This is a genomic window from Duganella sp. Leaf126 (assembly GCF_001423125.1).
GTDB lineage: Bacteria > Pseudomonadota > Gammaproteobacteria > Burkholderiales > Burkholderiaceae_D > Rugamonas.
Genome location: NZ_LMNW01000033.1, coordinates 177,676 through 202,853, shown reverse-complemented (window position 1 = coordinate 202,853; position 25,178 = coordinate 177,676). Strand labels below are relative to the sequence as shown.

8 protein-coding genes are annotated in these 25,178 nt (G+C 69.8%); 6 read left to right on the top strand and 2 right to left on the bottom strand.

Features of this window, described 5'->3' with window-relative positions; translation table 11 throughout:
- Positions 1–71 precede the first annotated feature (71 nt).
- The 3 genes from bla (at position 72) to ASF61_RS18885 (ending at position 6,952) form a co-directional block, all read left to right on the top strand.
- Entirely contained in the window at positions 72–962 is an 891-nt protein-coding gene (gene bla / locus ASF61_RS18895) for a subclass B3 metallo-beta-lactamase (RefSeq protein WP_056159470.1), read from the top strand.
- Positions 963–1,025: 63 nt separating this feature from the next.
- Entirely contained in the window at positions 1,026–4,352 is a 3,327-nt protein-coding gene (locus tag ASF61_RS18890) for an ATP-binding protein (RefSeq protein ID WP_056159468.1), read from the top strand.
- A 176-nt stretch (positions 4,353–4,528) separates the two neighbouring features.
- The gene (locus tag ASF61_RS18885) at positions 4,529–6,952 is read left to right on the top strand and encodes a sulfite reductase flavoprotein subunit alpha (RefSeq protein WP_082491812.1); all 2,424 of its coding nucleotides are present in this window, start codon (positions 4,529–4,531) and stop codon (positions 6,950–6,952) included.
- A gap of 99 nt (positions 6,953–7,051) precedes the next feature.
- Here ASF61_RS18885 and ASF61_RS18880 read toward each other — a convergent pair whose 3' ends face one another.
- Together ASF61_RS18880 and gshA are read right to left on the bottom strand one after the other, a co-directional pair.
- Entirely contained in the window at positions 7,052–8,095 is a 1,044-nt protein-coding gene (locus ASF61_RS18880) for a histone deacetylase family protein (protein WP_056159461.1), read from the bottom strand.
- Between the two features lie 20 nt (positions 8,096–8,115).
- Entirely contained in the window at positions 8,116–9,741 is a 1,626-nt protein-coding gene (gene gshA, locus ASF61_RS18875) for a glutamate--cysteine ligase (protein WP_056159458.1), read from the bottom strand.
- Positions 9,742–9,986: 245 nt separating this feature from the next.
- Between gshA and ASF61_RS18870 the strand changes: the two genes are divergently transcribed.
- From ASF61_RS18870 to ASF61_RS23645, 3 genes are all read left to right on the top strand, one after another.
- Positions 9,987–23,696, top strand: a complete 13,710-nt coding sequence (locus ASF61_RS18870; protein WP_056159455.1) for an Ig-like domain-containing protein — start codon at positions 9,987–9,989, stop codon at positions 23,694–23,696.
- 105 nt (positions 23,697–23,801) lie between these two features.
- Entirely contained in the window at positions 23,802–24,725 is a 924-nt protein-coding gene (locus ASF61_RS18865; protein ID WP_307156143.1) for a response regulator, read from the top strand.
- A 51-nt stretch (positions 24,726–24,776) separates the two neighbouring features.
- A complete protein-coding gene (locus ASF61_RS23645) occupies positions 24,777–25,115 on the top strand; it encodes a hypothetical protein (protein ID WP_373994563.1) in 339 nt (112 codons plus the stop codon).
- Positions 25,116–25,178 lie beyond the last annotated feature (63 nt).

Sequence of the window (25,178 nt, the reverse complement as noted above, 5' to 3'; positions counted from 1 at the left end):
CCATGCCGGCTTGACGGTAATGCGACAAATGTCGCACAATGGTGTCATCAGTCACAAACCCTGGAGATATCATGCAACGGTCGCTTGTTTTTGCCCTCATGTTCGCCGGCCTGGCCGGCCGCGCCCACGCGCAGGCCGACTGGGACGGTCCGCAGGCGCCGTTCGCCCTGTTCGGCAACAGCTATTACGTGGGCACCGCGGGGCTGAGTTCGGTACTGATTACGTCACCCCAGGGCCACATCCTGATCGACGGCGCCGGTCCCCAGGCGCCCGCCGCCATCGCCGAACACATCCGTGCACTCGGATTCAAGGTCGAGGACATCCAGTACATCCTCAATTCGCATCCGCATTTTGACCATGCGGGCGGCATCGCGGCACTACAAAAAATGTCGGGCGCCACCGTGCTGGCCAGCGCCCGGGCCGAGCAGGTGCTGCGCACCGGCCGCACCAGTCCTGGCGATCCGCAACTGGGCATCCTGACCACGCCGCTGGCAGCCGTGGCCCGCACCCGCGCCGTCGCCGATGGCGAGGTCGTGCGCGTGGGACCGCTGGCGGTGACCGCCCACTATACGCCGGGCCACACCGAGGGCGGCACCAGCTGGACCTGGCAGTCGACCGAAGGCGCCACCACCGCCCACATGGTGTATGCGGACAGCCTGACCGCTTACGCCGACCGCACATTCCGCTACGGCGGCGACCCCCGCTACCCGCGTGCGCGCGCCGACCTCGAACGGTCGATCGCCACGGTGGCCGCCCTGCCGTGCGACATCCTGGTGACGGCGCACCCGGAAGCGGGCGACCTGTGGCAGCGCAAGGCGCGCCAGCCGGCGCGGGGCAACGCCGCCTTCATCGACCGGCAGGCCTGCCGTACCTATGCCGAGCAGGCACGCCAGCGCCTGGCGGCGGTGCTGGCGGAGGAAGCGGCGCAGGCAGGGAAGGCGGCGCAAGAACCTTCCCGCTAGCGTCGGAGGCCACCGGCCGTGTGTTAGACTTTTCCTCCAAGACATACATACCGGTGAACCTCCATGCGTTTGCGCGATAGCCGCTACCTGCCCGGCCTCAGCACCCTGCTGGCGATCGTGATCGCCGCTGCCACGCTGCTGGTGACGGGGCTGATGGTGTGGATCGTGGGCGGCATCGCCACCACCGACATCAAGCGCACCGTGGGCGGCATCCTGGCCGAGCGCGCCCGCACGGCGGCCGACATGATCGACGATAACATGGCCACGCGCTACCTCGAGGTGCGTCAGCTGGCCGCGCGCATCGACCGCGAACTCGCCTACACCGCGCGCGCCGCAGCCGCCCGCCGCGAGTTGCTCGAACAGGTGCAGACATCGGCCCCGCAGTACGCGTGGATCGGCGTGGCCGACGCCAGCGGCAAGGTGGTGGCCAGCACCGGCGGCATGCTCGAGGGAGCGGACGTGTCGATGCGGCCGTGGTTCGGCGACGCCGCCAAGGGTATCCACGTGCACGACGTCCACGACGCCAAGCTGCTGGCCAAGCACCTGCCGCTCGACCGCGGCAATCCGCAGCGCTTCGTCGACCTGGCGTTCCCGGTGCGCCTGGCGGGGCCGGACGGCACCTCGGCCGGCGTGCTGGGCGCGCACCTGAGCTGGGCCTGGATCGGCCAGCTGGGACGCATGTTCAATGCGCCGGTGGCCGAGCGGGCGGTGGAGATCATGCTGGTGTCGGCCGACGGCACGGTGCTGATGGGGCCCGACGATGCGGTCGGTAACCGGCTCGACCGGCTGGCGCCCGGCGTCCCGGCCGCCTCGCCGGTGGCGAACGAACTGCAATGGGTCGATGGCAAGCGCTATATCACGGCGCGCTACGCCACCCACGGCAAGGGCGAATACCCGGGCCTGGGCTGGACCGTGCTGGCGCGCCAGGAAGCCGATACCGCCTACGCCCACGTGGTCGCGATGCAGCGCCGCATCTACCAGAGCGGCATCGCGCTCACGCTGCTGTTTTCCGTGTGCGGCTGGCTGCTGGCGCGCCGGCTCACGGCGCCGTTGCAGCGGGCGGCGGCAGCGGCAGCGGCCATCGGCGCCACCACCGCCAGTATCGACGACCTCGACGCCCGGCTGTCGGTGCGCGGCGGCTTCTACGAAGTGCATACGCTCACGCGCGCCTTCGATGCGCTGCTGGCGCGGCTGGCGCAAAAGCGCGATCAGCTCAATACCCTGAACGCCGCGCTCGAAGACAAGGTTGCGCAGCGCACCGAGGCGCTTGAAGCGTCGCTCGCTGCGAAGTCGCGCAGCGAGGAGCAGGAGCGCGCGGCCCTGCGCAAGGCCCACGACAGCGAGAAGTTCCTGCGCACGATCGCCAACAACAGCCCGGCGCTGATTGCCTACGTCGATCGCGACCACATCTACCGCTTTGCCAACAAAGCCCACGAGCGGGCGCTGGGCATCGCCCCCGACACCATGCTCGGGCGTCACATGGCCGAGGTGCTTGGCGACGATGTGTATGCGCTGCTGCGCGGACGCATCGTGCGCGTGCTCGAAGGCGCCACCGTGCATTTCGAGGAAACCTTCGATCGCCCGGACTGGCCGCGGCATTTCATGAACGATTTTATTCCGGACATCGATGCCGATGGCGGGGTGCGCGGCTTCCATATCCTGGTGACCGACATCTCCGAGCGCAAGCAGATCGAGATCGCCCAGGCGGCCAACGAAAAGCTGGCCGAAGCGGCCAACCGCGCCAAGAGCGAGTTCGTCGCCAACATGAGCCACGAAATCCGCACGCCGATGAACGCAGTGCTGGGCGCGTCGCACCTGCTCGGCCATACCCGGCTGACCGCCGAGCAGCGCGGCTACCTCGACCTGATCGAATCGTGCGGCCGCTCGCTGCTGCACGTCATCAACGACATCCTCGACTTTTCCAAGATCGAGGCAGGCAAGATCCAGATCGAGCGCGACGTCTTCGACACCCATGCGCTGGTCGAAGCGGCCGAAGCGGCGATGCTGTCCTCGGGCAGCAAGCCCGGCGTGGAACTGGCCATCGTGGTGCCGGCCGACTTCCCGGCGCGGCTGGTCGGCGACGCCATGCGCCTGCGCCAGGTCATCACCAATCTGGTCAACAACGCGCTGAAATTTACCGCCGCCGGCGAGGTGGTGATGGAACTGGCCCTGCATGACCAGACGCTGGCGATCACCGTGCGCGATACCGGCATCGGCATGTCGGCGGTCCAGCAGCAGCGCCTGTTCCAGCCGTTCGAGCAGGCCGACATGTCCACCTCGCGCAAGTACGGCGGCACCGGCCTGGGGCTGACCATTTCGCGCAAGCTGGTGGCGCTGATGCAGGGCCAGATCACGGTGACCAGCGCGGCCGGGGCCGGCGCCGAATTCACGGTGTCGCTGCCGGCGCCGCCGGCCGCCAGCGACGCCCACGAGAGCGCACCGACAGCGCCGGCTACCGGCGCACTGCTGTGCATCGATGCCCACCTGGCCTCGCTCAAGGCGCTGCTGCAAGGCGCCGCATACTGCGCGGTACCGGCCTACAGCGCCAACACCATCGACGAAGGCGTCGCCCTGCTGCTGCAACACGGCAGCGCCCCTCGGGCTAGCGCCGACGCTGATGCTTCTGCCACCAGCGCTGCTGCTCCTGCCACCGCCGCTCCCGCTGCCGCTACTACACTGGTCGCGACCGCGCACGGTACGGACGACGTTGCCGATTTGGACGCGCATGCCGGCGCCGCTGCCGGTCCGCGCATCGCCGTGGTGCTGGTGAGCGCCGGTCTTTACGCCGCTGCGCCCGCGCGTCTGCGCGCGGCCGCGGGCGCGGCCGGGGCCCGGCTGGTGCTGATGCATGCGGCCACCGGACCGGCAGCCGACGATGCCCGCTTCGATGGCCTGCTGGCCAAGCCGGTCACGCGCCGCGCGCTGCAGCGGCTGCTGACACAGCTCGACGATCGCGCCGCCCACACCGGGCCCGGTGGCGCGCCTGCGTCCGCGCCGGCGCCGGCGGCCGCCAGACCGCTGGCCGGCCGCCGCCTGCTGCTGGTCGAGGATAATCCGATCAACCAGCTGGTCGCCTCGCGCCTGCTGGAACTGGCTGGCGCCACGCCTGCCGTGGCGGAAAACGGCCGCGATGCGCTGGCGCTGGTGGACATGGCGCAGGCGCCGTTCGACATCATCCTGATGGACGTGCAAATGCCGGTCATGGATGGCTACGAAGCCACGCGCCTGCTGCGCGAACGCGGCGTGCGCACGCCGATCCTGGCCATGAGCGCCGGCGTCACCCAGGCCGAGCGCGGCGAATGCCTGGCCGCCGGCATGCAAGACTTTATTTCGAAACCGGTCGATGCGGAACAGATGATCGCCACCATCGTGGCATGGCTGGACCGCTGAGCGCCACCTCTTCCGCAAGCAGTAATTGATAATGATTCCCATTACGTATAGAATGGCGGGATGTTTGCATCCTGTCCGCCTGCTTCGATCATTGCCATCGTTACCACCGCCGCCGCCATCGTGCGCTGCCGTGCCGACACGGCGCGCCTGCCGTCCGCAGGCGCCGGGGTCGGACCGTGAAAAAATTCTGGTTCCAGCTGCACTGGCTGGTGGGCATCACGGCCGGCACCATCCTGGTGCTGATCGGTCTGACGGGCGCCATCCTGGCGTTCCGCGACGAGGTGCTCGACGCCCTCAACCCGGGCGTGCGCCAGGTCGCCGTGCAGGCGGCGCCGATGCTCACGCCGGCGCAGCTGGCCGCTGCCGCCAGAGTGGTGCAGCCGCAGGCGCGCATCGCCAACATCACCGTCTATTCTGCGCCCGGTAGCTCGGCGCGCATCAGCCTGGCGCCCGCCGCCGGCGCCACCCGCGGCGCGGCGTTCTTCCTCGACCCGTACACCGGCGCGCTGCTGCCACCGCTGCGCTACGACGCAGCGTTCGACTGGGTGGAAGCGCTGCACCGCCATCTGCTGCTGCCGCGCGACGCCGGCCGCATCGCGCTGGGCATCCTGGCCCTGTGCCTGCTGGGATTGTCGCTGAGCGGCTTGTACCTGCGCTGGCCGCGCCGCGTCGGCGACTGGCGCGCCTGGCTCAAGTTCGACCTGCGCCTGACCGGGCGCTCCTTCCTGTGGGGCCTGCACTCGGTGGCCGGCACCTGGCTGCTGGTGCTGTACGTGGTGTTCACGCTGACCGGCGTGTACTGGAGTTTCGACGTGGTGCGCAGCACCGTCGATGGCTGGCTCGGTGTCGGCAAGGTGGCGCGCGCAGCGCCCGGCCCCAGGCCGGCGCACGGTGCCAAGCCGGCGCCGGCCGACCTGGCCGCCAGCTGGGCCACGTTCGAAAGCGCTGCGCCCAACTGGCGCATGGCCATCCTGCGCCTGCCGGAGCGCGCCAGCGCGCCGCTGCAAGTGGTCTGGGTCGCGCAAGACGCGCCGCACGTGCGCGCGCGCGGTCGCATGACCATCAACCAGCAGACCGGCGCCCTGGTCAGGAACGAACCGTATGCCGGCATGACCGCGGGCGGCAAGCTGCAGGCGTCGATGTACGGGCTGCACGTGGGCAGCTTCTTCGGCATGCCGGGGCGGATCGCCATGTGCATCGCCAGCCTGGCGCTGCCCGGGTTTGCCATCACCGGCTGGATGTTGTACCTGAACCGGCGCAGACAGCAACGCGGCGCTGCTGCCGCGCGCAGACAATTCGCTGCGGCCGGCCCGGCCACCGACGGCGCCGCCGACGACGCCGTGCTGCTGGCCTACGCCAGCCAGACCGGCGCCGCCGAGCGCCTGGCCCTGCAAAGCGCAGCGGCCCTGCAGGCGGCCGGCGTGGCGGTGCACGTGCACTCGCTGGAAAAGCTGACGCCGCCGCAACTGGTCCGCTACCGCCGCGCGCTGTTCGTGGCCAGCAGTTTCGGCGAGGGCGAGCCGCCCGATACGGCGCGCCGCTTCAACCGCCTGCTGCACGCGGCTGCTGCGGAACTGCAGCACCTGCAGCACCTGCAGTTTGCGGTGCTGGCGCTGGGCGACCGCAACTATGCGCAGTTCTGCGGTTTCGGCCACACGCTCGACGCCCGCCTGCGTACCCTGGGCGCGCAAGCGTTGCAGCCGACCATAGAAGTCGATAACGGCGACGCCGGCGCCCTGGCGCGCTGGTCCGGCACGCTGCAGACGCTGAGCGGCGCAGCGGCCGCCGGCCAGGCATGCACCTTGTCGGCGGCGGCAGACAGCGATTACACGCGCTGGCGCCTGGTCGGGCGCACGCTGCTCAACCCGGGCAGCGCCGGCGGCGGCCTGTACGAGCTGACCCTGTCGGGCGAGCCGGCAGCGCACTGGCATCCGGGCGCGCTGGCCGACATCTGGCCCGGGCATTACACGCCGCCCGGCGCGCCAGCGGTGACGCCACGCCGCTATTCGCTGGCGTCGATGCCGGCCGACGGCGTGCTGCAACTACTGGTGCGGCAGGTGCGCCACGCCGGTGAACAGGGTCCGGTCCTGGGCCTGGCCTCGGGCTGGCTCACCGACACCGCGCAGGTGGGCGACGACATCCGGGTGCGGCTGGTCGCCAATCCGGCTTTCGCCCCGCACGCCGAAGCACGGCCGGCGATCTATATCGGCAACGGCTCCGGCATGGCCGGCCTGCGTGCGCACCTGCGGGCGCGGGTGCAGGAAGGTCAGGCGCGCAACTGGCTGATCTTCGGCGAGCGCCAGCGCGCATGCGACAGCGTCTGCGCAGCGGAAATCGCCGGCTGGCGCGCGGCAGGCATGTTGCCGGAACTGGACCTGGTGTTTTCGCGCGACGTGACCGGTGGCGAGTACGTGCAGGACCGCCTGCGCGTGCGCGCCGACGTGCTGCGCGACTGGCTGGCCGATGGCGCAGTGCTGTACGTGTGCGGCAGCCTGCAGGGCATGGCCGGCGGCGTGGAGGCGGCGCTGCAAGACATCATCGGCCGCGCCGCGCTCGACGATCTGATCGAGACCGGGCGGTACCGCAGGGATGTGTACTGACATCAGGGACCCTGGCATTGTCATTGCCGCGCAGGCGGCAATCCGATGTCGCTGGTCCGCAGGCACAATGGGATCCCCGCCTGCGCGGGGATGACAGGGTTATAAGGCGGTTTCGAATCCTTCGAGCACATTGACCACGTTCACGCCCAGCTCCCTGACCGCGTACCCGCCTTCGAAGATGAACGCGGTGGGCAGGTTCAGGTACGCCAGCCGTTCGCCGATCTTCAGGTAGTCGGCGCTGTGCAGGGCGAACTGCGACAGCGGGTCGCCGGCAAAGGTGTCGACGCCCAGCGACACCACCAGCGCATCGGCGCCGAAGCTGCCCAGGCGGATGCAGGCCGTTTCCAGCGCTGCGAACCAGGCCTGGGCCGAGCTGCCCGGCGCCAGCGGCAAATTCATGTTGAAACCGTGGCCGGCGCCGTCGCCGCGCTCGTCGGCGTGGCCGAGATAAAACGGGTATTCGTTGCGCGGGTCGGCGTGGATCGACACGAACAGCACGTCGCTGCGGTCATAGAAAATGCTCTGGGTGCCGTTGCCGTGGTGGTAGTCGATGTCGAGGATGGCCACCTTGCGGGCGCCGTCGTCGAGCATGTGCTGGGCCGCCAGCGCGGCGTTGTTGAGGAAGCAGGAGCCGCCGAAAAAATCCTTGCCGGCGTGGTGGCCGGGCGGGCGACTCAGCACAAACGCGCCGCGCTCGCCCAGGCGCAGCGCGTGGGCGGCGTTGACCGCGCAGTCGGCGCCGGTCTTGGCGGCGGTCCAGGTGCCGGCCGTGAGCGGCGTGCCGCTGTCCATCGAGTACAGGCCCATGCGGGCCGTGAAATTGTCGGGTTCGATGTCGTGGCGCAGCGAGCGCACCGGCCAGACCGACGGCAAGGCGTCGCGGCCGGCATTGGCCGGGTCCAGCGCCAGCCAGGCGCTCCAGGCGGTGCGCAGGAAGTGCAGGTAGCGCGGGGTATGGATGCGTTCGAGCGACATCAGCGGCACGCCCTGCGGTGTGACGATGCGCCCCAGCCCGCGCCGGCCCAGTTCGGCCAGCACGGCGTCGGCCCGTTCCGGTTGTTCGAAGCAGGGCACCAGCGCGCCACGGAAGAATTCGTGGCGGCCCCGGTGCTGGTCGTGCAGCTCGTTGTAGAAGGTCAGCACGCGCGGACTCCCTGGTTGGCTCAGTCGCAGTCCGACGCGGCACCGTACTGGGAGTGGCACAGATTGCTGTTGCGGTAGGCGGCCACGTAGTCGTCAAAACTGGTGCGCGGCGCCGCTTCGATGGCGGCCTGCTCGGCCAGCGAGTCGGCTGCCATCCGGTCCAGTGCGGCCGCCTCGGCCGGCGCCGGCGGCGTGCTGCGGAAATAGGCGGCGTGGCGCGCGCTTTGCGCCAGGCCGAAGGCGGCAAACGAGTTGCCGTGTTCGCGCAGGGCCACCAGCACCCTGGCCGACGGCGTCAGGTCCGGGTCGGCCAGCTTGGCCGCCTGTGCGCGCAGGGCGTCGGCGTGCACGGTGTCGCCGCGCTGGCGGTCGAGCAGCTCGGCGGCCGGGCGGATCCGTTCCAGCAGCGCGGCGCCCCATTGCGCCAGCGCGACCGGGCCCTGGTCGCCGTCGAGCATCAGGCCCGGGCGGCGGCCTTCCTTGACCGTGCGCGCAAAGTTGGCGGTGTGGCGCGCGCCCTCGTCGGGCGTGATGGCCGGGCTTTCCTCCAGCGCGCAGAACAGCAGGAAGGCGTCGAGCACGCGGCCCGCTTCCAGGCTGATACCGACCGGTTCGAACGGATCGACATCCATGCAGCGCACCTCGATGTATTGCACGCCGCGCGCGCACAGCGCCTGGATCGGCCGTTCGCCGGTCTGGATCACGCGCTTGGGGCGGATGGTGGCGTAGTACTCGTTTTCGATCTGCAGCACATTGGTGGAGAGCTGGATCCACTCGCCGTCGCGCTTGGTACCGAGCGCGGCGTACGGGGCATAGGGCTGGTTGACCGCGCGCGTCAGCGCTGCCACGTAGCTGTCGAGGCAGTTCTCGTGCGGACGCAGGCCCGACTGGGCGTCATTCTGATAACCGAGGTCGCTCATCCGCAGGCTGGTCGCATACGGCAGGTACAGGGTGTCGTCCGAGAGTTGTTCGAGCTGGTGCTGGCGGCCGCGCAGGAAGCCGGCAGCCAGCGCCGGCGAGGCGCCGAACAGATACATCAGCAGCCAGCTGTAGCGGCGGAAATTGCGGATCGTGGCCAGGTAGGCTTCCGACTGGTAAGCCATGGCCGACAGGCGCTTGGCCGCCGGCGCGCGGGCGGCATCGTCGGCAGCGAGCACGCGCCACAGGCGCTCGTCGAGCGAATAGTTGTAGTGAATGCCGGCGATGCACTGCATGGCCTTGCCATAGCGCAGCGCCAGGCCGCGCCGGTACACATGCTTGAGCGTGCCGAGGTTGGACGTGCCATACCACGCGATCTCGATCTCTTCTTCGGGCGGCAGCGCGCACGGCATCGACTGGCTCCACAACATCTCGTCGCCGAGCTTGCTGTACGCGTAGCGGTGGATGCCGTCCAGGCTGGCGATGGTGGTGGCGATGTCGGCCTGCGCGGGCGTGATGAATTCGAGCAGCGTTTCAGCGTAGTCGGTGGTGATTTGCGGGTGGGTCAGCGCTGCCCCGAGCGCTACCGGATGACGGGTGCGGGCCAGCTGGCCGGCGCCGTCCACGCGCAGCGTTTCGCGCTCGATGCCGCGCAAACCGCCTGCCAGCACGGCGCGGTGTTGTTCATCGGCCAGCAGGGCCAGGCGCCGTGTCAGTAGAGTTGGCAATTTGTAATCCTTTTAAGCGTATGCATTTTGTGCTGAGAGTAACCGAAATTGGATTCACCCGCCGAACTCCGCCCAAACCCCGGGAAAAAGAGCATTTTAACAAAATGCGCCCCGGGAATTACGTGCGCCAGCGGACGCCGGCATTTGCTGCACCGGACAAACTGTTTGGCAAACAGGAAAATTTCGTAATCGCTCTGAAGCTACCGATAATCGTGCTGTAGCGTAACTTTTTTTCGGAGCAGTCAATGAGCCAGCGTCTCTACCATTCGGTCCTGTTTATCGATGCCCGCGTTGCCGACGCCGGCGTGTTGCTGGCCAGTGCGGCCGAGGGCGTGCTGGTGGTCGAGCTGACTGCCGATGGCGACGGCGTCGAGCAGATCGCCACCGCGCTCGAAGGACTCGAAGGCCTGGACAGCATCCAGATCGTCTCCCACGGCGCCAGCGGCCAGCTGCAGCTCGGCGACACGGTGCTCGACGCGGCCGGCCTGGCGGACCACGCGGCCGCGCTGGCCCGGTGGGGCGGTGCCCTGCGCGCGGGCGGCGACCTGCTGCTGTACGGCTGCGACGTGGGGCAGGGCGACGCGGGCCTGGCCTTCATCGATGCGCTGGCCGGCCTGACCGGCGCCGACGTGGCCGCCTCGACCGACACCACCGGCAGCGACCTGCTGGGCGCCAACTGGGTGCTGGAAGCGGCCACCGGCAGCATCGAGGCGGCCAGCGCGCTGTCGGCCCAGGCCCAGCACGACTACGCGCACACGCTGGCGCTGGTCAACAACGGCGCGGCCGGCACCTTCACCTTCGGCACCAACAGCAATGTCACGCTGCTCAACGCCTCCGGCCTGGCTGCCGGCGCCGTGGTCAATATCACCAACATCCTGAACACCGGCCTCGACCTGTACACGCGCAGCAGCAACGGCGGCAGCATCGCGGTGGTCAACGCCAACGGCACCAATGTCATCGGCCTGCCCGTCACCGACGACCGCCTGACCGTCAACGGTTCCACGCTGTCGCCGGTCAGCTACGTGGACCTGCGCGCCAACAGCGGCGTATTCGACCTGCTCAGCATCAAGATCGGCACCGGCAACGCGGTCGGCAACCTGCTCGGCAACACCGTGTTTACCGTCTATGCGCTCGACGCCAACTACCAGCCGACGGGCGGCGGCCAGTCGGTGACCGGCCTGCTGCTCAACGAGGATGGCGTGCTTAACCTGGCCTCGTCGGCCAACTTCAAGGGCATCTTCGGCATCCGCATCGTCAATGCACTCGGCTTCGAGGTCGGCATCGACGATGTCCAGGTGGCCAACGGCCGCATTGCACCGTCGATCACCGCGGGCGCCTATAACGCCGCCACCGGGGTGCTGACCGTGACGGCCGCCGGCATCAACGCCGGCGACAGCATCGATACGTCCAAGCTCACCGTCACCGGCCAGGGCGGCAGCTATACCCTGACCTCGTCGCTGGTGAGTGCGACCAGCGGCACCGCGTTCGCGGTGGTGCTCAATGCCGCCGACAAGCTGGCCCTGGCCGGGGTACTGAACAACAATGGCGGCACCGCTGTCGATGGCACCGGCTTCAACCTGTCGGCCGCGATGAACTGGAACGCCAGCCGCCCCAGCGGCCAGGACCTGACCGGCAATCCGATCACGGTGGCCAGCGTGCAGCTGCCGACCATCACCGGCGCCACCTACGACGCCACCAGCCACGTCCTCACCGTGACCGGCGCCAACCTGGTGGGCACGCTGGGCGCAGCCAACGACATCGCCGTCGGCAAGCTGTCGCTGCGCGGCGAGGGCGGCGTCGCCTATACCCTGAACACCACCGGCAACGTCGAGGTGACCAGCGCCACGTCGTTCTCGGTGACGCTGACCGGCGCCGACGTGACGGCCATCGCTGCGCTGTTCAACAAGAACGGCGCCACCTCGAGCGGCGGCGCCAGCTACCAGCTGGTGGCGGCCGACGACTGGAACAGCGCGATCGGCAATGCCAACACCAGCGTGGCCGGCGCCAGCCTGGTCGTCACCAACGTCGTCAACAGCCCGCCGACCATCACCGGCGTCTCGGCCGGCACCGTCAACGACAACGCCAGCATCAACCCGTTCGCCAATGTCAGCGTGGCCGATGTCAATGGCGATAACGTCAGCCTGACCATCAACTACACGGGCGCCAACGGCGTGCTGACCGGCGCCGGCCTGTCCGGCAGCGCCGGCAGCTACACGCTCAGTGCGACCACGCCGGCCGCCTTGACCGCGCTGCTCAAGGCGCTGACCTTCACGCCGACCGATAACCAGGTGGCGGTCGGCTCCAGCGTCAACACCACGTTCTCGCTGACCGCCACCGACGCCAACGGCCTGGCGAGCGCCGTCAACACGGGCACCGTGGTCAGCGCGCTGTCGGTCAACGACGCTCCCGTGGTCAGCGGCACCACCGCCGGCCAGGCGGTCGCTGCCGGCGGTACCGTGCGGCCGTTCAGCAATGTCGTAATCAGCGATCCCGATGTCGGCAGCGCCGTGATCGTCACCATCACGGTCAGCAGCACCAACGCCGGGCTGGGCACGTTTACCGCGGCCTCGGCCAGCGCAGCCGGCTTCGTCACCAGCGACGGCGGCCTGACCTATACCCACACGTCGACCGCACCGGGCGCCGCCCAGGCGGCGCTGCAGTCGCTGGTGTTCCAGGCCGCACCGGGCCAGGCCGGCAGCACCACGCTGGCCATCGCCGTCAACGACGGTCACGTCATCGTCAGCAACACCGCCACCACGGTGCAATCCACGGTGCCCAGTTCCACCACCGCGCTGTCCGTCACATTCTCGGCCGACAGCGGCAGCAGCAGCACCGACCTGATCACCAACGTGGCCGCGCAAACCATCAGCGGCACCCTGAGCGCCGGCCTGCAAAGCGGCGAGCAGGTGCAAGTCTCGCTCGACAACGGCGTGACCTGGACCAATGCGGTCGCCAGCGTGGGCGGCACCGCCTTCACCCTGGCCGGCCAGACCCTGCCTGCCGGCGCCGGCGTGCTGCAGGTGCGGGTCCTCAACGGTGGCGGCAGCAATACGCCGCTGTCGGTCAGTTACGCGCTCGACACCACGGCGCCCACGACCAGCGGCGCAGCCGTGGTGTTCTCGTCCGACAGCGGCGCCAGCAGCACCGACCTGATCACCCGCACGGCCCAGCAGACCGTGACCGGCACCCTGACCGCCGCGCTGGCTGCCGACGAGCACGTGGAGGTGTCGCTCAACAATGGCGCGACCTGGACCACCGCCAGCGCCAGCACCGGCAGCAGCGCCTGGAGCCTGGCCGGGGTCACCCTCACCGGCAGCGACACCCTGCAGGTGCGCGTGGTCGATGCCGCCGGCAACACGGGCGCCGCGCATGGCACGGCCTATGTGCTCGATGTCGCCGCCCCCACGGCCACCCTGAGCACGGGCGTGAGCGTGATCGGCGGCGGCCAGACCAGCACCGTCACCGTGTCGTTCTCCGAGGTACCGGTGGGCTTGTCGCTGGCCAGCTTCAGCGGCGTCAACGGCACCGTCTCGAACCTGCAGGCGACCGCCGATCCGCGCGTGTACACGATCGACTATGCCGCCAACGGCGGGGTGGGCGGCGTGACCGGCGGCGTGCAGCTGGTGGCCGGCAGCTATACCGATGTGGCGGGCAACGCCGGTGCGGCCGCAGCGGCCACCAGCATGTCGATCACGCTGGGACCGACGGTGGTGATCAGCAGCGACAAGGCCAGCCTGAACGCCAGCCAGGTGGCCAACCTCACCTTTACCTTCAGCAGCACGCCGTTCGGCTTTACCGCCAGCGACATCGTCGCCAGCGGCGGCACCGTCAGCAACCTGGTCAACCAGGGCAACGGCGTGTACACGGCGCTGTTTACCCCGGGCGCCAATGTCAACGGCCCGGCGTCGGTCACCGTCACCGGCGGCAGCTACACGGACTTCCTCGGCCTGGCCGGCGGCAGCGGCGCCACGCCGGCCATCGCGGTCGATACGGTGGCGCCCACGCTGGCCATCGCCACCCAGGCCACGGCGCTGCACCTGGGCGCCAGCACCACGGTGGTGTTTACGTTCAGCGAACCGCCGCTGGGTTTTGACGCCAGCGACGTGCAGGTGACCAACGCGGTGCTGAGCAACTTTGCCCCCACCGCCAACCCGCTGATCTATACCGCCCTGCTGACCCCGAACAGCGGCATTGCCTCGGGCGTGGCGACCGTGAGCGTCAACGCCGGCGCCTACACCGACGCGGTGGGCAACGCCGGCGTGGCGGCCGTCTCGGCGCCGCTTGCCATCGACACCGTGGCCCCGCTCATCACCGGCAACGGCGTGACCTTCTCGGCCGACAATGGCGCCAGCAGCACCGACCTGGTGACCAATGTGGCGGCGCAAACGCTGGGCGGCACGCTGACCGCTGCCCTGGCCAGCGGCGACACCGTGCAGGTCTCGCTCGACAACGGCGCGACCTGGGTCAACGCTGCCGGCGCGGCCGGCAGCAGCAGCTGGAGCCTGGCCAACGTCACGCTGCCGGGCAGCGGCACCGTGCAGGTCCGCGTGGCCGACGCTGCCGGCAACCACGGCCTGGTCTTCGGCGCCGCCTATGTGCTCGACAGCACGGCGCCCACGGTGGCCGTGACCAGCAGCGCTGCCGCGCTGGGCCTGGGCCAGAGCGCGCAGCTGACCTTTGCGTTCATCGAGGCGCCGTTCAACTTCACGCCGGCGTCGCTGGCCGTGACCGGCGGCGCGATATCGGGCTTTACCGCCACCGCCAACCCGCTCGTGTACACGGCGGTGTTTACGCCGACCCCGGGCCAGTCGGGCGCCACCGCCAGCGTGGCCGTCATCGGCGGCAGCTACAGCGACCTGGCCGGCAATGGCGGCCAGGCCGGTGCGCCGGCGGCGATTGCCGTCAACACGGTCGTGCCCACGCTGACCATCACCAGCAACGACAGCACTCTGGCGCTGGGCGAGACGGCGCAGATCACGTTTACCTTCAGCAGCGCACCGACCGGTTTCAGCGCAGCCAGCATCTCGGCCGGCAACGGCACGCTGTCGGGCTTTACCGCCACCGCCAATCCGCTGGTGTACACGGCCCAGTTCACGCCCACGGCAGGACTGGCTGCCGCCAGCACGTCGGTGGGCGTGGCGGGCGGCGCCTGGAGCGATGCTTTCGGCAACAGCGGCAGCGGCGCCGTCTCGCTGCCGATCGCCATCGATACGCTGGCGCCGTCGCTGGTCGTCACCAGCAGCAGCGCGCAGCTGGCCGCCGGCCAGACGGCGCAGATCACGTTTACGTTCAGCGAGGCGCCGGTCGGCTTCGATGCCGCCGCGATCACCGCCAGCGGCGGCGTGTTGAGCGGTTTGAGCGCCACCGCCAACCCGCTCGTGTACACCGCGCTGCTGACGCCGACCGCCGGCGTGCAGGGCGTGACTGCCAGCTTCGCGCTGACGCCGGGCGCGGTCACCGACGCCGCCGGCAATGCGCTGGGCACGATCACCCAGCCGGGGCTGACCATCGATACCCAGGCGCCGGTCGCCGTGACCGGCAACGTGCTGTTTTCTGCCGACAGCGGCGCCAGCGCGACCGACCTGGTCACCAATGTTGCGGCGCAAACGATCAGCGGCACGCTGGGCCAGCCGCTCGGCGCCGGCGAATTCGTCGAGGTCTCGCTCGACAATGGCAACGCGTGGACGACCGCCACCAGCGCCGGCGCCGCCTGGAGCCTGGCCGGGCAGACCCTGGCCGGCAGCAACGTGGTGCAGGTGCGCGTGAGCGACGCCGCCGGCAACCATGGCGCCGCCTTTGCCCGCTCCTATGTGCTCGACACCAGCGCGCCGACCGCCACCCTCAGCAGCAACGTCGCCGCGCTCAAGGCCGGCGAAACGGCCACCATCACCCTCAGCTTCAGCGAAGCGCCGGTGGGCCTGTCGAACGCCAGCCTGAGCGCTACCGGCGGCACGCTGGGCGCGCTGACCGCCACCAGCGATCCGCTGGTCTACACGGTGGCCTTCACGCCTGCGGCCGGCGTCAATGCCGGCAGCGGCGTGGTGCAGCTGGTGGCCGGCAGCTACAGCGACCTGGCCAACAATGCCGGCGCCGGCGTCACCTTGCCGGCGATCGCCATCGATACCCAGGCGCCGCTGACCATCGGCGGCACCGTCAGCTTCAGCAGCGACAGCGGCGCCAGCACCAGCGACCTGGTGACCAATGTGGCTGCGCAGACCCTCAGCGGCGTGCTCAACGCCAGCCTGGTGGCCGGCGAGACGGTGCAGGTCTCGCTCGACAACGGCGCCACCTGGGTGACCGCCACCGCCGCCGCCGGCGCGGCCGGCTGGACCCTGGCCAACCAGACCCTGAACGCTGGCGCCGGCCAGCAGGTGCAGGTGCGCGTGGCCGACGCGGCCGGCAACCACGGCCCCGTGGTGGGCGTGAATTACGTGCTCGACCAGTCGGCGCCGACGGTGGCCATCACCAGCAGCCAGACTTCGCTCAACGGCGCCGAACAGCCGCTGATCACGTTCACCTTCAGCGAGGCGCCGGTCGGTTTTTCCGCCGCCAGCCTGTCCGTCAGCGGCGGCACGCTGTCCGGCTTTACCGCCACCGCCAATCCGCTGGTGTACACGGCCGTGCTCACGCCGAGCGCCGGCGAGGCAGCGGGCGTGGCCACGGTGACGCTGCCGGCCGGCGCGTACACCGATGCTGCCGGCAACAGCGGCCAGGGCGCCAGCGCGCCCACCATCAGCTACAACACCGTGGCGCCCGGCGTGGCGCTCAGCAGCGACGTCAGCGTCCTCAAGGCTGGCGAAACGGCCACCATCACGATCCGCTTCAGCACCGCGCCCACCGGCTTTACCGACGCCGACCTGGTGGTCAGCGGCGGCACCTTGAGCCCGGTGGCGGCGACCGCCGATCCGCTCGTGTACACGGCCGTGTTCACACCGGCGGCCGGCGTTGCCCAGGGCACGGGCGCAATCGGCATTGCCACCGGCGCCTACACCGGCAACGGCGGCGTGACCGGCCTCGGCGCCAACCTGGCGCCGATCGCCATCGACAATGTGGCGCCCACGCTGGTCATCACCAGCGACCGCGCCGTGCTCGGCGCCGGCGCCACGGCAGTCGTGACGTTCACCTTCAGCGAAGCGCCGCTGGGCTTTGCCCTGGGCAGCCTGGGCGCCGCCAACGGCACCTTCAGCAACCTGGTGCAGACTGCCGATCCGCTCGTGTACACGGCGGTATTGACGCCCAACGCCAACGTGGCCGGCGCCAGCGCCCAGATCACGGTGGCGCCGTTTTCCGACCTGGCCGGCAACGGCGGCAGCATCGGCGCGGTGCCGGCCATCGCCATCGACACCGTGGCCCCGACCCTGGTCAGCGGCAGCCTGACCTTCTCGGCCGATAACGGCGCCAGCGCCGCCGACCTGGTGACCGACACCGCCGTGCAGGACCTTGCCGGCACCCTGTCCGGGCCGCTGGCGGCGGGCGAGGTGGTGGAAGTGTCGCTCGATAACGGCGCCAGCTGGCAGGGGGCGGTGACCGTGCCGGGCGCCACGACCTGGCTGCTGGCCGGCCAGGTCCTGAACCCGGGCAGCGGCGTGGTGCAGGTGCGCGTGACCGACGGCGCCGGCAACCACGGCGCCGTCACCGGGCACGCCTATACGATCGACACCACGGCCCCGACGGTGGCCATCACCAGCGCTGTGGCCAGCCTGCGCACCGGCCAGTCGGCACTGGTGACCCTGACCTTCAGCGAAGCGCCCAGCGGCTTCACGCAGGCCGACCTGGTGGCAGTCGGCGGCACGCTCAGCAACTTCACCGCGACCGCCAATCCGCTGGTGTACACGGTGCTGCTGACCCCGGCCGCGGGCCAGACCGGCGGCGCCAGCATCACCCTGGCCAACGGCCTTTACACCGATGCGGCCGGCAACCTTGGCACCGGCGCCAGCCTGGCGTCGCTCGCCATCGATACGGCGGCCCCGGTGCTGACCATCGACGCCAGCGCCAGCAGCCTGAAAGTGGGCGAGACCGCCACCATCACCTTCACGTTCAGCGAAGCGCCGGCCAGCTTCGCGCTGGGCGACATCAGCGTGGTCAACGGCACGCTCGGCAATTTCACCGCCAGCGCCGACCGCCTGGTGTACACCGCCACCTTCACGCCGCAGGCCGGGCTTGCCGCCGGCAACGCCATCGTCAGCGTGGCGCCCAACCTGATCGTCGACGCTGCCGGCAACCCCGGCGCCGGCGCCAGCAGCGCGCCGATCGCCATCGATACGCTCGCGCCCACCATCACGGGCGCGTCGATCGCCTTCTCGGCCGACAACGGCGCCAGCAGCACCGACCTGGTGACCAGCATTGCCGCCCAGGTCATCAGCGGCACGCTGAACGGCGCCCTTGCGGCCGGCGATACGGTGCAGGTGTCGCTCGACAACGGCGCCAGCTGGTTGACGGCGGTGGCCACCTCGACCACGCAGTGGACGCTGCCGCTGCAGCTATTGCCTGACAATGGCGGCGCTGCCGGCGCGGTGCAGGTCCGGGTGGCCGATGCAGCCGGCAATGCCGGCCCGGTGTTCTCGGCCGGCTACACGCTCGACCAGACCGCGCCCACCGTCACCGTCGCCAGCAGCGCCACCGCCTTGCGGGCCGGCGAGGCGGCCACGCTGACGTTCACCTTCAGCGAAGTGCCGACCGGCTTCCAGCAGGCCGACCTGGTGGCCATCAACGGCAGCCTGAGCGGCTTTGCGACCACGGCCGATCCGCGCGTGTTCACGGTGCAGCTGACGCCGGGCGCCAACCTGTCAGGCGCCAGCGCGTTTGTCACGCTGGCGCCGGGCCAATACACCGATGCTGCCGGCAATCCCGGCGCCGGCTTCACGTCGCCGTCGATTGCGGTCGATACCACGCCGCCTGTGCTGCAGATTACCAGCAGCGCCGCCGCGCTGGCGCTGGGCCAGCAAGCGGTGATCCGCTTCAGCTTCAGCGAACTGCCGGTGGGTTTCGACGCTGCCGATGTCGCGGTCACGGGCGGCACCCTGAGCGGCTTTGCCCAGACCGCCAATCCGCTGGTGTACACCGCCATCCTCACTCCCGACCAGTCGGTGGCCAGCGGCACCGCCACCGTCAGCGTGGCGGGCGGCTACACCGATGCGGCCGGCAATCCCGGCGCACCGGCGTCGCTGGCGCCGGTCAGCTACCGGACGCAGGCGCCCACCACGGCCGGCGCCACGCTGGACTTTTCCAGCGACACCGGCATCAGCAGCAGCGATCATCTCACCATCAATCCGCTGCAAACCCTTACCGGCACCCTCAATGCCAACCTGGTGGCGGGCGAACTGGTCGAACTGTCGCTCGACGAGGGCGCGACCTGGATCGCTGCAGTGGCCCCGGTGGGCGGCAACGCCTGGGCGCTGCCCACGCCGGTGCTGCTTGGCGCGGTCGGTGCGGTGCTGGTGCGCGTGAGCGACAGCGCCGGCAATTCCGGTCCGGTCACGTCGACCGCGTACGCCATCGACAATGTCGCGCCCAGCGTGACCATCGCCAGCGACACGGCCACGCTGTCGGCCGGCCAGCGCGCGAATCTGACGTTTACCTTCAGCGAGCCGCCGCAGGGCTTTACCGGCGTTAGCCTGACGGTGGCTGGCGGCACCGTCAGCGGCTTGAGCGCCACCGCCAACCTCAGCGTGTACACGGCCGTGTTCACGCCGGCCGCCGGCTACAACGGCGCGGCCAGCGTCTCGCTGGCGCCGGGCAGCTATGGCGACAGCGCCGGCAATCCCGGCCTGGGCGGCGTGCTGCCGACGATCACGGTCGATACCCTGGCCCCCGGCCTGACCATCACCAGCAGCAGCGCCCAGCTCAAGGCCGGCGACACGGCGCTGATCACCTTCACCTTCAGCGAACTGCTGGTCGGCTTCGGCCCGGCCGCAGTCAATGTTTCCAACGGCACCTTGTCCGGCCTGAGCGCGACCGCCAACCCGCTGGTCTACACGGCAGTGTTTACACCGAGCGCCGGAGTGGCCGGCGCCAGCGCCGCCGTCAGCGTGGCAGGCGGCGATTACAGCGACCTGGCCGGCAATGCCGGCACCGGCGCCAGTTCGCTGCAGATAGCGATCGATACCCTAGCGCCGGCGGCGTCCGCCATCGGCTTTCCGCGCTTCTCCGCCGATACCGGCGTCAGCGATGCCGACCTGGTGACCTCGGTGGCCGCGCAGGTGGTCAGCGGCAGCCTGTCGCTGCCGCTGGCGTCCGGCGAAAGCGTGCAGGTCTCGTTCGACAACGGCGTCACCTGGCAGACTGCCGCCGTGGTCACCAGCGGCAGCGAGACCACCTGGTCGCTGGCGCACACGCTGACCGGCAGCGGCGTGCTGCGGGTGCGGGTGGCCGACGCCGTGGGCAATCTGAGTCCCGAAACCATCAATGCCTACGTGCTCGACCAGGGCGCGCCCACGCTGGCCATCACCAGCAATGTGGCCGCGCTCAAGATCGGCGAGAGCGCGCAGATCACGTTTACCTTCAGCGAGGCGCCGCAGAGTTTTAGTGCCGACGCCATCGTGGTGACCAATGGCGTGCTGTCCGGCTTGGCGCCCACTGCCAATCCGCTGGTGTACACGGCGCTGTTCGTGCCCACTGCCGGCCTGGCGGGCGGGGTGGCCGGTATCGCACTGCCGGCCGCTGCCTACACCGACCTGGCCGGCAACCTCGGCCAGGCTGCAGCGGGGCCCCAGATCGCCATCGATACGCTGCCGCCTGCCGCTTTCGTGACGGGCAGCCCGCGCTTCTCGCTTGACACCGGCGTCAGCAACACCGACCTGGTGACGTCGGCGGCGCAGCAGACCGTCAGCGGCGACCTGTCGCAGCCGCTCGCTGCCGGCGACGCGGTGCAGGTATCGTTCGACGATGGCGCCACCTGGCTGACCGCTGTCGTCAACGGCGCCAGCTGGTCGCTCGATCACCTGCTGGCCGGCAGCGGTGTGCTGCAGGTGCGCGTGGTCGATGCCGCCGGCAACGCCAGCGCGACCACCGTCACGCCGTACGTGCTGGCGCAGGGCGCGCCCACGGTGGTCATCACCAGCAATGTGCCGGTCGCCAACGGGGTCGAACCGGCCATCATCACCTTTACGTTCTCGGCGCCACCGGTCGACTTCAGCGCTGCCAACGTGGCAGTCACCGGCGGCACCCTCGGTGCGCTGACCGCGACGGCCGATCCGCTGGTGTACACGGCCACCTTCACGCCGCCGGCCGGGGTGCCGGCCGGCAGCGCCAGCATCGCCGTCTCGGGCTTCAGCGACCTGGCCGGCAACACCGGTGCGGACACCAGCCTGCCATCGCTGCAGATCGACACCGTGGCGCCGCCACCGACCAGCGGCGCCATCAGCTTCTCCAACGATACCGGCCTGGCCGGCGACCTGCTGACCAATATTGCGCAGCAGTCGCTCAGCGGCACGCTGTCGGCGCCGCCGGCAGCCGGCGACGTGGTGCAGGTGTCGATCGACGGCGGCCGCACCTGGCTGCAGGCCGTCATCCGCGGCCAGGCCTGGAGTCTCGACGGCCTGGTCCTGCCCACCAACGTCAACGGCATCCTGGCCGTGCGCGTGGCCGATGCCGCCGGCAATGTCAGCACCCTCCAGACCGTGCCCTACCTGGTCGACACGATCGCACCCACGGTCGCCATCACCAGCAGCGCCGCCGTGCTGGCGCCGGGACAGGCGGTGACGCTGACCTTCACGCTCAGCGATCCCGGTGTGCTCGACCTGTCGAACATCGTGGTGGCCGGCGGCACCCTGAGCAACTTCAGCGGCAGCGGCACCACCTATACCGCCACCCTGGTCCCGACCGGTTCGGCGCCGGTGACCATCGGCGTGCCGGCCCAGCTGTTTACCGATGCCGCCGGCAACGCCAACCGCGCCGCTGCGCCGCTGGTGCTGCAGGTCGGCAGCGGCGAATCGGTACTGGTGGACGGTGTCGCTGTGACGACCGCGTCCGGCGTCGATGCACGCACCGGGGTGGCCGTCCGCACCGTCACGGTGCCGGTGGTCGGCAGCGGCCGTGCCGAGGATATCGGCACGCCGCACGCCACCCTGGCCGACATCCCGCTCGGCATTGGCGCCAATGCCAACGGCGTCGGCAGCACCTTGACCGTCAGCGTGCCGGTGGGCGTGGGCTTCGAGGCCAGCGGGCCGTCGGTGCTGCTGGCCGGCGCCCTGGCTGCGCTCGACCTGATCGGCCGCATCGACGACCATACCGTGGCCAGCGGCACCCGCGACGCGATGGAAGCGCAGGCGCGCCAGTTCCTGGCCAGCCAGGCGGCCGACGAACTGCAGCAGAACGGTACGCTGCGCGTCAGCGGCAGCGGCACGCTCGACAACACCATGCTGCTGATTGCCGGCGATACCTCGGTCCAGGCCGGCACCATGGTCACCGCGCAGGGCCTGCGCGCCAGCGCGCTGGCCGGTGTCGCTGCCAATGCAGTGGTCGATCTGGACACCGAGATCGCCCTGGTGATCGACGCCCGCAGCCTGAGCGGCGTGGGGCTGCAGATCGACAACCTCGACTTCGGCGCCATCATCGGTGCCGCGCGCGTGCAGGGCGGACAGGGCAGCAACTTCCTGATCGGCGACGACGCGGCCCAGCACATCACGCTCACGACCGGTACCGATAACGACACGCTGTACGGCAACGGCGGCAACGACATCCTCGGCACGGCCGGCGGCAACGATTACCTCGATGGCGGCGATGGCGACGACATCCTGTTCGGCGGCGGCGGCAACGATGTGCTGGTGGCCGGCACCGGCAACGACGTGCTGCAGGGCGGACGCACCGACAGCGGCCAGTGGCGGTTCGTGCTCAAGGCCAATGGCACCGTGCTCGGCATGCACGAAGCCACGCTGCTTGGCGGCATGCAGACCATTACCGCTGCCGAACTCAATCTCGCCATCGGCCAGCTCCATTTCGTCAACGCCGACGCCGTGCGCCTGGAAACGCTGTCGCTGTTGTACCACGCTGCGTTCGACCGCGCGCCCGACCTGCCCGGCCTGACCTTCTGGACCAACCAGGCCATGACCGCCCAGCAGTACGCTGCCGGTTTCCTGGCCGAAGCCGAAGCGCGGGACGGCCTGATGAAACTCGGGAACGCCGATTTCGTGGCGACCCTGCTGCGCCATACGCTCGACCGCGAACCGACCGCCAGCGAACTGTCCGGCTACGTGGCGCGCCTCGATGGTGCGCCCGGCGACCTCGGCCAGCGCGCTGCGGTCCTGTCGGAGATCGCCCTCACCGATGCCCACAAGGCGCTGTGGTGGACGGCCGACGGCATGGCGCTCGGCGGCGAGCTGCTGACCGAGGAACAGGGCTGGATCGCCGGTTCCGGCAACGACCGGCTGGTGGTCGGCAGCGGCAGCAACCTGCTGGTGGGCGGCGACGGCATCGACACTGCCGTCTTCACCGGCTCGGCCGCCAGCCACCTGATCGTGCTGGGCAACCACACCAGCGCCGGCGCCAACGGCCCCGATCTGATGGTGGGGCAGGGGGCCGGCAGCATGAATACCGTGCGCCAGGTCGAGCTGGCGGAATTCGACGACCGCGTGGTCGATCTCGGCTTTGCCCAGGCGTCCACCGCCACCTTGCGTGAAATCGGCATGCTGTACCAGCTCACGCTCGACCGCTCGGGCGACATCAAGGGCGTCCAGTACTGGGTGGGTCAAAACCTGACCGGCGCCGCGCTGGCCCACGGCTTTACGCAATCGGCCGAGTTCCAGCAAAAATATGGCGTGCTCGACGACGCGGCGTTCGTGACCCAGATGTTCCGCAACATCACCGACGCCGCACCGGACGCCGCCACGCTGTCGCGCTGGGACAACTACCTCGACAGCCACAGCCGCGACGAAATGGTGGCGCAACTGGTGGTGGACGCCACCCTGGTCGGCATCCAGACCGGCAGCGACGGCCTGACGCTGGTCGGTCACTGGTAGCTTGCTTTTGAATCAGGAGACAAAACTTTTGCCCCAAGAGGCGGACTCAAGAAAGACACCGGCAGGACTGAAAATCGCTGCACTGGCTGTGTATAATCGGCGCGTATTCCCCACCGGGAGCGCGCCATTCTTTCCGTTATCTCTACTGAAAAAGTACGGCCGACCATCCTGATCGTCGATGACGAACAGGACGAGCTGCGCGTGCTCACCGATCTGCTGCGGCGCCAGTTGTATCACGTCCGCAGCGCGGCCGACGGCGCCGCCGGTTACCAGAGCGCGCTGGCCCACCCGCCGGACCTGATCCTGCTCGACGTACGCATGCCGGTGGTGGACGGGTTTGCGGCCTGCCGCCTGCTCAAGGCCGACCCGGTCACGCGCGACATTCCGGTGCTGTTTCTGAGCGCGCTCGACGATCCCGACGAGCGCGTGGCCGGGCTGGCCATGGGCGGCGTCGATTTCATCACCAAGCCCTATCATCCGGCCGAAGTATTTGCGCGCGTGCGCATCCATCTCGAGCTCGCTGCCGTGCGCGCCGCCGCTGCCGTGGCCGTGGTGGCTGCTGCGGCAGCAGGTTCGGCGGCCTCCGCTACCGCCGATGCGGCCGCCGGCACCGCAGCGACCGCGGTCACGCCGGCGCCCGCGCAACCAACGGGAAGCGATCATCCGGCGCGCCGTTTTCATCCGCATCCGGACGCCGTCATGACCGATGCGGCCATGCGCCTGATCGACGACAACCTCGGTGCGCCACTGACGCTGGCAGGCATTGCACGCGCGCTGGGGACATACGAAAAACGGCTGTCGCAGGCGTTTCGCCAGCAGGCCGGTATCACCGTGTTCGTCTACCTGGCCGAAGCGCGCATGATGCGCGGACGCCAGCTGCTGGTCGATACCGACATGAGCGTGCAGCAGATCGCCGAACAGATCGGCTTTCGCAGCGCCGCCAACTTCGCCACCGCCTTCCGCGAACACGCCGGCACCACGCCGACCGCCTACCGGCAGTCGGTGCGTCAGGCGGTCGGCCATTCATGACAGCCGGTATCGAACGCGGTGCGGCGGCAGACGTCGGCGACGGTGCCGGTGTTGCTGATGTTGCTGATGCGGCGCAGGCGAATCACGCTGCGCACGCCGTCGATGACGCTGATGCCGCTGCGGATATCGCTGACGCCGCGAACGCCGTTGACGCCGATAACGCTGCTGGCGTCGCTGACGTCGCTCACTCCGCTGATGCGTCTCGCGCCGCTGATGCGTCTCGCGCCGCTGATGCGTCTCGCGCAGTTGATGCGTCTCGCGCCGCAGATGCAGCGCACGCCGCTGATGCGTCTCGCGCCGCAGATGCAGCGCACGCCGCTGATGCGTCTCGCGCCGCAGATGCAGCGCACGCCGCTGATGCCGATAACGCTGCTCACGCCGCTGACGTAACTCACGCCGCTGACGCAGCGCACGCCGCTGAAACGGCTCATGCCGTCAACTCCGCTAGCGATG

Coding starts and splice junctions, on each gene's coding strand:
- bla (WP_056159470.1), top strand. CDS start 72: ATGCAACGGTCGCTTGTTTTTGCCCTCATGTTCGCCGGCCTGGCCGGC.
- ASF61_RS18890 (WP_056159468.1), top strand. CDS start 1,026: ATGCGTTTGCGCGATAGCCGCTACCTGCCCGGCCTCAGCACCCTGCTG.
- ASF61_RS18870 (WP_056159455.1), top strand. CDS start 9,987: ATGAGCCAGCGTCTCTACCATTCGGTCCTGTTTATCGATGCCCGCGTT.